The organism is Gordonia spumicola (assembly GCF_009932475.1).
GTDB classification, from domain to species: Bacteria; Actinomycetota; Actinomycetes; order Mycobacteriales; family Mycobacteriaceae; genus Gordonia; species Gordonia spumicola.
Genome location: NZ_BJOV01000003.1, coordinates 518,156 through 531,924 on the forward strand (window position 1 = coordinate 518,156; position 13,769 = coordinate 531,924).

8 protein-coding genes and 2 rRNA genes are annotated in these 13,769 nt (G+C 65.1%); 2 read left to right on the forward strand and 8 right to left on the reverse strand.

All coding sequences use genetic code 11. The features are described 5' to 3' along the window. Positions 1 to 3 precede the first annotated feature (3 nt). Positions 4 to 1,293: an HNH endonuclease signature motif containing protein gene (locus GYB83_RS08495; RefSeq protein ID WP_161895073.1), complete on the forward strand. Its 1,290-nt coding sequence runs from the start codon at positions 4 to 6 to the stop codon at positions 1,291 to 1,293. 94 nt (positions 1,294 to 1,387) lie between these two features. Here the strand turns inward: GYB83_RS08495 and GYB83_RS08500 are convergent, their stop codons facing one another. The 5 genes from GYB83_RS08500 to GYB83_RS08520 all read right to left on the reverse strand — a co-directional run bounded on the left by GYB83_RS08500 (position 1,388) and on the right by GYB83_RS08520 (position 6,688). Continuing rightward, positions 1,388 to 3,514 (reverse strand): ArnT family glycosyltransferase, encoded by a 2,127-nt coding sequence (locus GYB83_RS08500; RefSeq protein ID WP_161895074.1) that lies wholly within the window; start codon positions 3,512 to 3,514, stop codon positions 1,388 to 1,390. Next, positions 3,511 to 4,773: a bifunctional glycosyltransferase family 2/GtrA family protein gene (locus GYB83_RS08505; protein ID WP_161895075.1), complete on the reverse strand. Its 1,263-nt coding sequence runs from the start codon at positions 4,771 to 4,773 to the stop codon at positions 3,511 to 3,513. Before GYB83_RS08505 ends, GYB83_RS08500 begins: the two co-directional genes overlap by 4 nt. A 66-nt stretch (positions 4,774 to 4,839) precedes the next feature. Then, a complete protein-coding gene (locus GYB83_RS08510) occupies positions 4,840 to 5,229 on the reverse strand; it encodes a PPOX class F420-dependent oxidoreductase (RefSeq protein ID WP_161895076.1) in 390 nt (129 codons plus the stop codon). Between the two features lie 5 nt (positions 5,230 to 5,234). Further along, positions 5,235 to 6,242 carry an aldo/keto reductase gene (locus GYB83_RS08515; protein WP_161895077.1) on the reverse strand — a complete coding sequence of 336 codons (1,008 nt, stop codon included), beginning with the start codon at positions 6,240 to 6,242 and terminating at the stop codon, positions 5,235 to 5,237. A gap of 11 nt (positions 6,243 to 6,253) precedes the next feature. Further along, positions 6,254 to 6,688 carry a MerR family transcriptional regulator gene (locus GYB83_RS08520; RefSeq protein ID WP_161895078.1) on the reverse strand — a complete coding sequence of 145 codons (435 nt, stop codon included), beginning with the start codon at positions 6,686 to 6,688 and terminating at the stop codon, positions 6,254 to 6,256. A gap of 89 nt (positions 6,689 to 6,777) precedes the next feature. Between GYB83_RS08520 and GYB83_RS08525 the strand changes: the two genes are divergently transcribed. Further along, positions 6,778 to 8,913 carry a RecQ family ATP-dependent DNA helicase gene (locus GYB83_RS08525; protein ID WP_161895079.1) on the forward strand — a complete coding sequence of 712 codons (2,136 nt, stop codon included), beginning with the start codon at positions 6,778 to 6,780 and terminating at the stop codon, positions 8,911 to 8,913. 7 nt (positions 8,914 to 8,920) lie between these two features. Here the strand turns inward: GYB83_RS08525 and GYB83_RS08530 are convergent, their stop codons facing one another. From GYB83_RS08530 to GYB83_RS08540, 3 genes are all read right to left on the reverse strand, one after another. Next, positions 8,921 to 10,042, reverse strand: a complete 1,122-nt coding sequence (locus tag GYB83_RS08530) for an Rv1490 family membrane protein (RefSeq protein WP_161895080.1) — start codon at positions 10,040 to 10,042, stop codon at positions 8,921 to 8,923. A gap of 76 nt (positions 10,043 to 10,118) precedes the next feature. Next, positions 10,119 to 10,235: ribosomal RNA gene (gene rrf, locus GYB83_RS08535) — 5S ribosomal RNA — on the reverse strand. Positions 10,236 to 10,343: 108 nt separating this feature from the next. After that, a 23S ribosomal RNA gene (locus GYB83_RS08540) occupies positions 10,344 to 13,473 on the reverse strand. Between the last annotated feature and the right edge of the window lie 296 nt (positions 13,474 to 13,769).

Below are 13,769 nucleotides of genomic sequence, written 5' to 3' on the forward strand. Positions count from 1 at the left end.
CAGATGCCCGGCAAGTACCTCGAAGGTCAGCTCCGCTTGTCGGTGCGGGCCCGTAAACAGCGCACCGATGCGGCGTTGAGCCTGAGTTCGTTGGTCGCCTTCTCCGGCGAGCAACTCGACCCGACCCTCCCGGCCACTGCAGGCGCCGTCGCGGATGGTGACCTGTCGCTCGACCACGTCGCGGAGATCGTCGACGTCATCGACGCGATTCCCTCGGCGATCCCCGCCGATGTGAAGGCTCGTGCCGAAGCAGAGTTGGCCGGGGTGGCGCGGACGTTGACTCCCGAGCAGACCCGCACCGCCGGCAAGCGGATTCTGGCCCACCTCGATCCCGACGGTGAGTTGACCGACGACACCGACCGAGCCCGCACCCGTGGTGTGACTCTGGCTCCGCAGGATCGGCGGCTCATGTCGGCGATCAGCGCCAAACTGACCCCGGCGGCCCGCGCCAAACTCGAAGCACTGCTCGTCTCATGGGCGGCACCGGGGATGAACAATCCCGACGACGAACAGTCCCCCTCCGGATCATCGGCCAATGTCGACCCCGACGCCCTCTCTGCGGCCGCCGAGCGGAACACCCGTTCGCAAGCGCAGCGCAATCACGATGCGCTGGAGGCCATGTGGACGTTCCTGATCGCCAACGGCGGTCTCGGTGAGGGCACTTCCCTGTCGTCGCAGCTGGTGGTGACCGCGTCGCTGGATGATCTCGAATCCCGCTCGGGTGTCGCGACCACCGCCACCGGGACTCGTCTGCCGGTCAAGGACCTCGTCGAGATCGCCGGCGACGCGACCCCGTGGCTGGAAGTGTTCGCCACCGCCTCAGCACAGATCCTGTACCTCGGGCGCGGCAAACGCCTCGCCTCCCGGGCCCAACGGCTCGCATTGTTCGGCCGCGATCGCGGGTGCACCGCGCCAGGATGCACCGTCCCGTGGTCCAAGACCCAGGCGCACCACATGCCGGACTGGCAAGACGGCGGCCCCACCGACATCGACCACCTCGGTGGAGCGTGCGGCGGCCACAATAGGTCGGTCTCGACGAAGCCTGGCGGATGGGAGACCACCATCCTGCAGACCGGCCCCTTCATAGGCCGGGTCGGGTGGCGGCCCACCGGCTCGAACGAGCCGTGGAAGGTCAACCACGCCCTACAGCCGGAGAAGGCCCTCCCGACGTTCGGAGACCGGGTCACCGAATCCGGGTCGGCCGTCGAGAAATGGCTCGCCTGCCGAATCCCGGCCCCACCACCGGGTCCGCCCGTCCCGCCGGGGACGGACGTGGTGCGGTACCCCGCCTGAGACAGGTCAGGCGGGGACACCGTCATGCACTCACATCAACTCCGAGATCCACGCCCCTCGCCTGTCCGCGAGGGGCGTGTCCCGAGTGTGCCGGTTACTTCGGCGACGTCAGGTCGTACAGGGTGACGCCGTCGACCGTCTTCGAGGTGAAGGTGGCGGTGATCCACTCCTTGATCTGGGCTGACGTGCCCTCCGAGCCACCGCCCATCATGCCGCGTCCCCCTTCGATGAAGTAGTGGATCTTGCCGTCGGCGACGTACTGCTTGAACTGCGCCAACGTGGGCGACGGGTCAGTGCCGTTGAATCCGCCGATCGGCATCACCGAGTAGCCGGACGCGATCTGATAGCCGGACGCCTCGTTGGAACCGACGGCCGCGGCGACCCACGTGTACTCGGACGCGTTGTCGCGGAGCAGTGCGACCATCTCGTCACTGGGCTTGGAGCCGTTGAGGAGTCCGCCCGCGGGACCGTTCATGCCGCGGTTGTTCATACCGGAGTTCGTCGAGCCGGGGCCGGTGGCGCCCGGCATCGTGCCGCCGGGGAAGCTCATGCCGCCGCGGTTGCCCGTCGAGCCCATGCCGGGTGGCGTCATGCCGCCGAATCCGCCTCGATGATGTCCGCCGGGTCCGAACATGCCGCCCGCGACCCGCGGTCCGGCCGAGATGATCGCGCCTTCCTTGCCCGTGTTCACGGTGTCGATCGTGTAGGCGAGAGGACCTGCTAGACCTGCGACGATGGCGGCCGTCGCTCCTGCGGCGAGGGTCCGGTCCTTCCATCCGCTACCGGGTGCGACGAGGAGCGCGGCGCCTGCGACGAGGCCGACGATCAGCACCAGCCACCGCAGCCACGGCACGAACTCGGGCGACCGGTCGAGAAGGGCGAAACCCCAGCCGACAGTCGTCCACGTGGACACGGCGAGGACGAGGCGAACCCACAGCTTCTCGCGGGCGGGCCACACGACGGCGGCCGAACCGGCGATCACCGCGGCGACGGCCGGCGCCATCGCGGCCGTGTAGTACGAGTGGAAGATGCCCGCCATGAAGCTGAACGTCAACGTCATGACCGCCAGCCAACCGCCGAAGAGCAGCAGGTAAGCGCGGCGACGATCGGTGCGCGGCGCCCGGCCGATGACGACGAGCGCGGCGACGCCCAGGATGATCGCGGCCGGGATCAGCCACGCGATCTGGCCGCCCTGCTCGGCGTCGAACATCCGGGTGATGCCGGTCTGACCCCACATCCCGCCGCCGGGGCCGCGTCCGCCGGGTCCACCGGGGAAGCCCTGCTGACCGGCCATGTCGGCGAACCGGCCGCTCTGGCCGCCCATCCGGCCGCCGCCTCCGACGCTGCCCTTCTCGTTGCCGTCGAGGCGGCCGAGACCGTTGTAGCCGAAGGTCAGATCGAGGATCGAGTTGTTCTGCGAACCGCCGATGTAGGGACGGCTCGACGCGGGCCACAGTTCAACGGTCAGGATCCACCAGCCCGCGCTGACGATAAGCGCGCCCAGAGCGGCGAACAGGTGGCCGACGCGGCGCAGCCATCCGCCGGGTGCGGCGACGAAGTACACGACCACCATCGGCGGGACGATCAACATCACTTCGAGCTGCTTGGCGAGGAAGCCGAACCCGACGGCGACGCCCGCGGCGATCATCCAGCGGAGCTTGCCGGACTCGGCGGCCTTGAGCAGCGCGCCCATCGCGGCGACCATCAGCAGGATGAGGAGGGCTTCGGGGTTGTCGAACCGGAACATCATCGCGGCGACGGGCGTCAACGCGAGGACCGCGCCCGCGCCGATTCCTGCCCAGTGTCCGAACACGCGGCGGGTGATGACGTACAGCAGTGCGACGGAGCCGACGCCCATCAGCACCTCGGGCACCAGCACCGACCACGAGTTGAGGCCGAACACCCGGACCGACAGCGCCGGTATCCACAGGGACGCAGGCGGTTTGTCGACGGTGATCGAACTCGCCATGTCGGACGAGCCGAAGAACCAGGCCTTCCACGACTGCGATCCGGCCTGGATGGCCGCCGTGTAGAACGAGTTGCCCCACCCGTTGGCCGACAGGTTCCACAGGTACAGCACCGTCGTCGAGACGAGCAGGACGGCCAGCGACCAGATCGTCGTCCGCCTGCTCGGACCGTCGGACGTGTGGGGTGTCGGGTCCGGGTCTGTCGGCGGCTCGTCGTCGTGGACGACCCTGTCGAGCGTGTCGGTGGCGGTCATGCGGGGGCTCCTTCGCCGGTGCGGCCGCGCGCGACGAAGAGTCGCCGCAGGCCTACGAATCGGGTGGCGGTCGCCACCAGGTTGGCGGTCACGAGGACCGCGAGTTCGGTGCCGCGTCCCGCGTGGGGAGCGAGACTGTGCAGGGCCGCGAGCGAGCCCGCGGTGACGAGCCAGCCGAACATGAAGACGGCCAGACCCATCAGGTGATCGCGCATCGCGCTCTCGGCGCCGCGGACGCCGAAGGTGAAGCGTCGGTTGGCCGCGGTGTTCGCGATCGCGGTGATGCCGAGCGCCAGGAAGTTCGCGGTCTGCGCTCCGACCATCGGATGCAGCATCAGATACAGGAGCGCGTAGACGACCGTCGACGTGACGCCGACGGCGCAGAATCGGGCGAGCTGTCCGACCATGCCAGCGGGGACACCGTCGACGGCAGGACCGGGCAGCCGGTCCCGGCCGAGGGTCGCGCGGAGTTCGGCGATCGGGAGTCGCCCGCGCGCCAACGCCCACCCGACGCGGGCGCATCCCCGCAGGTCGGCGACGGCCGTCGCGACGATGTCGACGGAGCTGTCGGGGTCGTCGGTCCAGTCGACGGGCACTTCGGCGATGCGAAGGCCGACGCGTTCGGCGAGCACGAGCAGTTCGGTGTCGAAGAACCAGCCGGTGTCCTCCACGTAGGGCAGGAGACGGCGCGCGACGTCGGTCCGCATGGCCTTGAACCCGCACTGCGCGTCGGAGAACCTGGCGTGCATCGTGGTGCGGAGGATCAGGTTGTACGAGCGGGAGATCATCTCGCGTTTGGGCCCGCGCACGACCCGTGACGACCTGGACAGCCGGGTGCCGATAGCGATGTCGGAGTGCCCGGAGATCAGCGGTGCGATCAGCGGCATGAGCGCGTTCAGGTCGGTCGACAGGTCGACGTCGCAGTAGGCGACGATCTGTGCGTCGCTGCCCTGCCACACCGTGTTGAGCGCCCCGCCGCGGCCCTTGCGGTCGAGGTGGACCACCCGGACGTCCGGATAGTCGTCGGCGAGACCCTCCGCGATCCGCAGGGTGCCGTCGGTGCTGGCGTTGTCGGCCACCGTGATCCGCGACGTGTACGGGACCGCGGCGTGCAGATGATCGCGCAGACGCACGACGGCGCCCGCGATGTCGTCTTCCTCGTTGTACACGGGGATGACGATGTCGAGGATCGGTGGTGGTGGGGTGTCGGCGACGGCGTCGCCGCGCGCTGTCGGGTCGGGCTCGAGTTGCGTCGTCATGGCAGCTAGATTCGCCGCCGAGCCTCCCACACCACTGCGATCACCCTGTCAGCTTCCTGTGAGGGACTACTGGCTGCTCGTGGACACCGGGACCACGCGGTACACCACGCGGTCGGCGACATCGCCGGGCGGCCCGTCCATCGCGAGTCCGTACCGTTCGGCGAGCGAGGCGAAGAAGGCCCCGTCGACATCGCGATCGATGCGCTCGCACACGCCTCGGACCTCGAGGTAGCGGTAGGGCTGGTCGGGGTCGTTGACCGATACCGCGACCTCCGGATGAGCGGTGATGTTCTTGTACTTCTGCCTGGTCGTGGTGTTCGTGAACAGCAGGTGTTCGCCGTCGAACGCGAACCACATCGGGTTCACCTGCGGGCGTCCGTCCGGTCGGATCGTCGCGAGATGTGCGTACAGCGGTCGTTCCAGCAGGTCGCGATGGCTCTCGGGGATCACGGTCATGTCCGTCACTCCCGGCCCGACGAGATCCATGCGGGATCTGCGACGATGTTGCGCGTCCCACGGATCAGCGATGAGACCTCGCCGAGCGCGGTCATCGCGTCCTGGTCGAGGAGCAGGTCGACGGCCGCGGCGTTCTCGGCGACCCGCGCAGGCGACCGGGTACCGGGGATCGGCACTGTCGGCAGTCCCGCGCGTCGCCCCGACTCCAGCAGCCAGGCGAGAGCGACTTGCGCATTCGTCGCCCCCAGACGATCGGCGACACCCGCGACGACGTCGACGGCCCGCTGATTCGCGTCCCAGTTGTCGCCCATGCGGGCGGTGCCGCCGCGCAGGTCGCCCGCGACCTGATCGCGAGTGAGAGTGCCCGTGAGGAATCCGCGACCGAGCGGCGAGTACGGGACGAACCCGACACCGAGCTCGGCGCACGCGGGGATCACGTTGGCTTCGACGTCACGAGACCACAGGCTCCACTCGCTCTGGACCGCGGCGATCGGGTGCACCGCGTGGGCCGCCCGCAACTCCGCCGCGGTCACCTCGGACAGCCCCAGGTGGCGCACCTTTCCGGCCGCCACGGCCTCGGCCATCGCGCCGACCGTCTCCTCGACCGGCACGTCGGGGTCGCGGCGGTGCAGGTACCAGAGGTCGATCACGTCGACGCCGAGCCGGGTCAGGGAGGCGTCCAGGGTCTCTCGGGCGTACGCGGCATCGCCGCGGGTCGGCTTCTCGGCCCGGCCGGTGATGCCGAACTTGGTCGCGATGCTCACCTCATCGCGCCGATCGGCGAGGAGCTTCCCGACGAGTCGCTCGTTGGAGCCCGCGGGCCCGACCAGCCCGGGCTCCGGTTCGCCGTACACGTCGGCGGTGTCGATGAACGTGATGCCTGCATCGACGGCCGCGTGGAGGACTGCGAGCGCCGACTCGTCGTCGGTGCCGCCGTACACGTGGGTCACGCCCATCCCGCCGAAGCCGAGGGCGGAGGTGACGAGTCCGTCGCCCAGGAGTGTGGTGTGCATAGTGCTCTCCTTCATTCGCGGTTGCGTTGTTCGTCTATGACGTCGGAGTCGGTGATCGGCTGATCGCCGCAGTCGAGGCCGTGGTCGATGAGTCGTCGATAGTGGGCGATCTTCGCGTCGACCGCGTCGAGATCGTCGATGAGCTCCCGCATGCGCGCCTCGATCTCTTCGCGATGGTCTTCGAGGACGCGCATGCGGCGGCCGTGCGTGCGGGCGCCCTGGTCGACGAGCGTCACGAAGTCCCGCATGTGGGCGACGGACATCCCGGTACGCCGCAGCCGCATGAGCAGGTCGATCATTCGGATGGTCGCGTCGTCGTACCTCCGGACTCCTGCCGAGTTCCGCGGGACCGCCGGGATCAGCCCCTCCGCTTCGTACCAGCGGAGCGTGTCGCGGGACAGCCCGGTGCGGGCGGAGACGTCGGCGATGCTCAGTTCATCGGTCATGTGGTCACGGTAGAGGCTGGAGTCCACTCCAACGCAAGCCTGTGGACAACGCATTCGACGGTGTCGGCGGTCACCGTTAAGTTGTTGGCATGTCCACTACGAGCGTTCTCACCGACACGCAGCGCATCGTCGCCGACCGCGTCATCACCTCTCTCGCGGGACCGGACGCCCGGCTGCGCGACGATCAGGAGACGGCCGTCGCGACGCTCGCGACGCCGGGTTCACGTGCGCTCGTCGTGCAGGCGACGGGCTGGGGAAAGTCGGCCGTGTACTGGGCGGCCACCGCAGTCATCCGTTCTGCCGGCGGCGGCCCCACGCTGATCGTCTCCCCTCTCCTGTCCCTGATGCGCGACCAGGTAGCGGCGGCCGGACGTGCCGGGCTCGCCGCGGCGACCGTCAACTCGGCCAATGTCGAGGACTGGGCCGCGATCGAGAACGACCTGCTGTCGGGTCGACTCGACGTACTGCTGGTCTCGCCGGAACGACTGGCGAACCCCGGTTTCGGGGCTCGAGTGCTGAACGCGCTGGCCGGAAAGCTGGGTCTCGTGGTGATCGACGAGGCGCACGCCATCTCCGACTGGGGACACGACTTCCGGCCCGACTACCGTCGCGTGTCGGACGTCCTGCAGAACCTCAATCCCCAGACGTCGGTGCTCGCGACCACCGCGACCGCGAACCGACGCGTCACCGACGACGTCGCCGCACAGCTCGGCGCCGGGAACGGAGGGAGCGGGCCGGATGATCACCGCGGGACCACGCTGGTCCTGCGTGGCCCGTTGGCGCGTAAATCGTTGCACCTCAACGTCGTCGACGGTCTGTCGCCGATTCAGCGCTACGGCTGGGCGGCGCAAGAGATGCCGTTCCTCCCCGGGTCGGGGATCATCTACGTGCTGACCGTCGCCGACGCTGATCGGCTCGTCGCGGCGATCCGTGCGGTGTGGGGGGACGAGTATCCCGTCGCCGCGTACACCGGTCAACTGCCCGCCGAGGAGCGTCACGGGTTGGAGGACGCGCTCCTCGAGAATCGGGTGAAGGCGCTGGTCGCCACGTCGGCGCTCGGCATGGGATTCGACAAGCCTGACCTCGGGTTCGTCGTGCACGTCGGTGCACCGCCGTCGCCGGTGTCGTACTACCAGCAGGTGGGTCGTGCCGGACGCGCGCTCGACGAGGCCGTCGTCGTGCTGCTGGCATCGGCTCTCGACGACGCGATCTGGGAGCATTTCGCGACCGCGACCATCCCCGACCCCAAACGCATGTCGCGCCTGCTCGATGCGATGGCCGGCGCCGGCGGGCCGATGAGCGTCGTAGCACTCGAGTCGGAGACCGGTGTTCGGCGCGGCAAGGTGGAACTGATGCTCAAGCAGCTCGCCGTCGACGGCGTGGTGGAGCGGACGTCGGACGGGTGGGAGACCACCGGCAAGCCGTGGACCTACGACGCGGACCACTACGAAGGCGTCCTCGCCGTACGACGCCGTGAGGCCGACATCATGCGTTCGTACGTCCGCGGAGAGCGGTGCCTGATGCGCCTTCTCACGGAGTCGTTGGACGACCCCGCGGCGGCCGACTGCGGACGATGCTCGGTGTGTCGCGGCGAGCTGACGCCCGGCCTCAACGCCACTCCGAAGGACGAGACGGTCGCGACCATCTCCGCAGTCTTGCGCAGCAAAGCACAGGTGTTGGAGCCGCGGAAGATGTGGCCGCCGAAGGGATCGTTCACGCGCAGCGGTCGGATCCCACCCGATCTCGCCGCCGAACCGGGGCGGGTCCTCGCATTCGCCGACGCACCGCAGTGGGGCGACGTCCTCGTCGGAGCCAAACGCGGAGACGAAGCGTCCCGCGGACATCTGGCGGAGTCCGCCGTCGCCGTTCTCGGCGACTGGCGACGACGCGGCGGCGTCCGACCGGACGCCATCGTCTCCCTCGATCTTCGGGGCGGCGACGTGGCGGCCGATCTGGCAGACCGTCTCCGTGCGGTCGGCCGCAGGCCCGGCTCGACGTTCCCGGTGCTGCCGGGACAGGTACCGGGTAGGGAGGCGACGAGCGGTGTCGAGGCGACGTACTGGAAGGAGCATCTCGGGTCGGCGCCTGCCGACGTGGCCGGGCTCGCCGTGCTTCTCGTGGTGGACGAGACCGCGACCGGGTGGGCGGTGACCCTGGCGGCGGCAGCCTTGCGTGCGGCGGGCGCCACCGCCGTGTCGCCGATGGTGATCCACCAGACCGTCTAGGAGACGCCTAGGGCAGGTAATGCTGGACGAACGTCATCCACCCGCCGCGCCACACCGGGGTCGTCGCGGTTCCGAACAGCGCGTGTTGCACGCCCCAGCCGAGCAGGTAGACGACGACGAGTCCCGCGGGCGGTTCTGATCGTCCCTCCGTGCGGCCGAGGGCGAGGAACGCGGTGGCGATGGCCGCCATGTGGATCCACCGTCCGTAGTCGGCTGCGATGAGCGACAGGGACAGGATGACCGCGATCTGTGCGGGCCACCACCACCGTCGCTCACAGAACCGTCCCAGCCAGCAGACCGGCAGCAGTGCGAGCGCGGCGAGGGGCACGAAGTACAGGTTCTGCGGCATGAACCCGATCGTGTAGTCGTACCCGTACTGGAGGTCGTAGCCGAGCCACCGGATCGATCCGTCGCAGATCTGCTTGTCGAACCCGCGACTCAGCAGGTCGTCGCAGATCCCGGCCGCCGCCCGTGTTCCGCCGGGGGCTGCCAGGCTCGCGCCGACGGCGGCCGCCGAGACGACGAGGATCGACGTACCGGCGATCCGCCACTGCTTCCGGTCGTCGCCGAACGCTCGCCGACACAGGATGAGCAGGGTCGGCAGGAGGACGACCGTCGCCTCCCACGACAGGAGCGACACCGCCCAGATGACGCACGATGCGGATACGAGGAGCATTCGTGCACGGCCGACTCGGTCGGCGGCGAGACTCATCACGGCGAGTGCGAGGAACGCGATGATCTCCTTGCGGAGTCCGCCCTGCGGGTCCCAGCCCGCGAACGGGACCGCTGCCGGTCCGCACCACAGGAGGATCGACGTCGACGACCATTCGTCTTTGCGCAGGCGGTAGACGACGAAGGCCACAAAAAGCAGCCAGAGAGTCATCTGGAGGATCGCTGTCGCGACGAGCAGGTCGTCCGGGTAGGCGAAGCGCAGGATCTCGCCGATGAATCCGCGTCGGATGAATCCGGCCGAATAGTTGATGAGCCAGTCGCCGGTCTGGTGGTCGTTTCCGCCCGCCCGCACGACACGCCAGTACGTGCTCAGCGACACGAATGTCGAGAACGCCAGAATCGTCAGCGCGAGCACGGGTCGCCAGGTGAGTGCTGCCTGTACTTTGACGCGGTTCATGATCCGCCCAGTGTATCGGGTGTAGAAAGCATTCGAGCCCCTCAACCACAAGGGTTGAGGGGCTCGAATAAGTTGAGTTCGGCGGTGTCCTACTCTCCCACACTGACTAAAGTGCAGTACCATCGGCGCTGGAGGGCTTAGCTTCCGGGTTCGGAATGGGGCCGGGCGTTTCCCCTCCGCTATAGCCACCGAAACAATATGAAACTATCAACAACCACCACCAACCCAGGTGACGGTCGTGTGTTGTTTCAGAAGTAGATAGTGGATGCGAACACACTCAAAAACAAAGTGTGTGAGTGTTGTTAGTAAGTCCTCGGCCTATTAGTACCAGTCACCTGAACACATTACTATGCTTACAGTTCTGGCCTATCAACCCCATAGTCTGTAGGGGGCCTTACCCACCCGAAGGTGGTGAGAAACCTCATCTTGGAACAGGCTTCCCGCTTAGATGCTTTCAGCGGTTATCCCTTCCGAACGTAGCTAACCAGCAGTGCCCTTGGTAGGACAACTGGCACACCAGAGGTTCGTCCGTCCCGGTCCTCTCGTACTAGGGACAGGTTTCCTCAAGTTTCTAATCGCGCGCGGCGGATAGAGACCGAACTGTCTCACGACGTTCTAAACCCAGCTCGCGTGCCGCTTTAATGGGCGAACAGCCCAACCCTTGGGACCTACTCCAGCCCCAGGATGCGACGAGCCGACATCGAGGTGCCAAACCATCCCGTCGATATGGACTCTTGGGGAAGATCAGCCTGTTATCCCCGGGGTACCTTTTATCCGTTGAGCGACACCGCTTCCACTTGCCGGTGCCGGATCACTAGTCCCGACTTTCGTCCCTGCTCGACATGTACGTCTCACAGTCAAGCTCCCTTGTGCACTTACACTCAACACCTGATTGCCATCCAGGCTGAGGGAACCTTTGGGCGCCTCCGTTACACTTTAGGAGGCAACCGCCCCAGTTAAACTACCCACCAGGCACTGTCCCTGAACCCGATCAGGGTCCGAGGTTAGAAGCCCAATACGATCAGAGTGGTATTTCAACAACGACTCCACCAACACTAGCGTGCCAGCCTCACAGTCTCCCACCTATCCTACACAAACCGTACCGAACACCAATACCAAGCTATAGTGAAGGTCCCGGGGTCTTTTCGTCCTGCCGCGCGAAACGAGCATCTTTACTCGTACTGCAATTTCGCCGAGCCTGTGGTTGAGACAGCAGAGAAGTCGTTACGCCATTCGTGCAGGTCGGAACTTACCCGACAAGGAATTTCGCTACCTTAGGATGGTTATAGTTACCACCGCCGTTTACTGGGGCTTAAATTCTCAGCTTCGCCACCCAAAAGTGACTAACCGGTCCTCTTAACCTTCCAGCACCGGGCAGGCGTCAGTCCGTATACATCGTCTTACGACTTCGCACGGACCTGTGTTTTTAGTAAACAGTCGCTTCTCTCTGGTCTCTGCGACCACCACCAGCTCCCACCGCAAAGGCGTTCACCAGCCGTGGTCCCCCTTCTCCCGAAGTTACGGGGGCAATTTGCCGAGTTCCTTAACCACAGTTATCTCGATCGCCTTAGTATTCTCTACCTGACCACCTGTGTCGGTTTGGGGTACGGGCCATGTACCAACTCGCTAGAGGCTTTTCTCGGCAGCATAGGATCACTGAATTCACCCCAACGGGCTACGCATCACCTCTCAGGATTATGTGCGACACGGATTTGCCTATGTCACTCCCTACAGGCTTACACCAGTACAACCACTGACTGGCCCAGCTACCTTCCTGCGTCACCCCATCACTTGACTACTACACCCAAGGTCCCACGCAGCCACACCCAGACAACCCCGAAAGGTCGAAAAGATGCTTTTGGATGGTTAGTACAGATGATTCGCCACTGGACGCGGATACACGGGTACGGGAATATCAACCCGTTGTCCATCGACTACGCCTGTCGGCCTCGCCTTAGGTCCCGACTCACCCTGGGCGGATTAACCTGGCCCAGGAACCCTTGGTCATTCGGCGGACAAGTTTCTCACTTGTCTTTCGCTACTCATGCCTGCATTCTCACTCCCACACCCTCCACACCTAGATCACTCCGGCGCTTCCACGGATGCAGGACGCTCCCCTACCCACCCACACCACTAGACCACAAAAGTGGCCGATGTACATGTGTGAGTGCCGCGGCTTCGGCGGTGTACTTGAGCCCCGCTACATTGTCGGCGCAGGATCACTTGACCAGTGAGCTATTACGCACTCTTTCAAGGGTGGCTGCTTCTAAGCCAACCTCCTGGTTGTCTTCGCGACCCCACATCCTTTTCCACTTAGTACACGCTTAGGGGCCTTAGCCGGCGATCTGGGCTGTTTCCCTCTCGACTACGAAGCTTATCCCCCGCAGTCTCACTGCCACGCTCTCACTTACCGGCATTCGGAGTTTGGCTGACGTCAGTAACCTTGTAGGGCCCATCGGCCATCCAGTAGCTCTACCTCCAGTAAGAAACACGCAACGCTGCACCTAAATGCATTTCGGGGAGAACCAGCTATCACGGAGTTTGATTGGCCTTTCACCCCTACCCACAACTCATCCCCTCCATTTTCAACTGAAGTGGGTTCGGGCCTCCACAAAGTCTTACCTCTGCTTCACCCTGGCCATGGGTAGATCACTCCGCTTCGGGTCTAGACCCAGCGACTTGGGGCGCCCTATTCAGACTCGCTTTCGCTACGGCTACCCCACACGGGTTAACCTTGCCACTGAGCACTAACTCGCAGGCTCATTCTTCAAAAGGCACGCCATCACCCCACCCCAAAAGGGAAGGCTCTGACGGATTGTAAGCGTCCGGTTTCAGGTACTATTTCACTCCCCTCCCGGGGTACTTTTCACCTTTCCCTCACGGTACTAGTCCGCTATCGGTCACCAGAAAGTATTTAGGCTTACCGGGTGGTCCCGGCAGATTCACAGCAGATTCCACGAGCCCGCTGCTACTTGGGAAACACTACAACCAGACCGCGCGTTTTCAGTTACGGGACTCTCACCCACTACGGCAGACCATTCCAGGCCACTTCACCTAACACACGATTTTCTTACTGGCCGACACGCCGGCAGACGCACCAATAATGCTCCCACAACCCCACACGCACAACCCCTGCCGAGTATCACATACGCATGGTTTAGCCTCATCCGCTTTCGCTCGCCACTACTCACGGAATCACTATTGTTTTCTCTTCCTGTGGGTACTGAGATGTTTCACTTCCCCACGTTCCCTCCACACCCCCTATATATTCAAGGGTGGGTAACACGACATAACTCGTGCTGGGTTTCCCCATTCGGACACCCTCGGATCACAGCTCGTTTGACAACTCCCCGAGGACTATCGCGGCCTACCACGTCCTTCATCGGCTCCTGGTACCAAGGCATCCACCGAACGCCCTAAAACACTTACAACAACACCCACAAACACACCACCACCCCACCACAACAACCCCGAAAGGCCATCACAGCTTCGTGCGGCACGAATGTGGACATCACAAAAATCAACATACATTTTGAAATTGCAATACGACACCTATATTTCAAGATGCTCGCATCCACTATCCACTTCTCAAACAACACACACCCACCCACACCCAACACCACACGACGTGGCGGAATGTCAGCGAGCAGAGACAACAACCACCACCCACCCCCACAAGGGCAGGACAGCGCGTGTTCTCTCAGAACCCCGATAGTGTGCAAAAAGA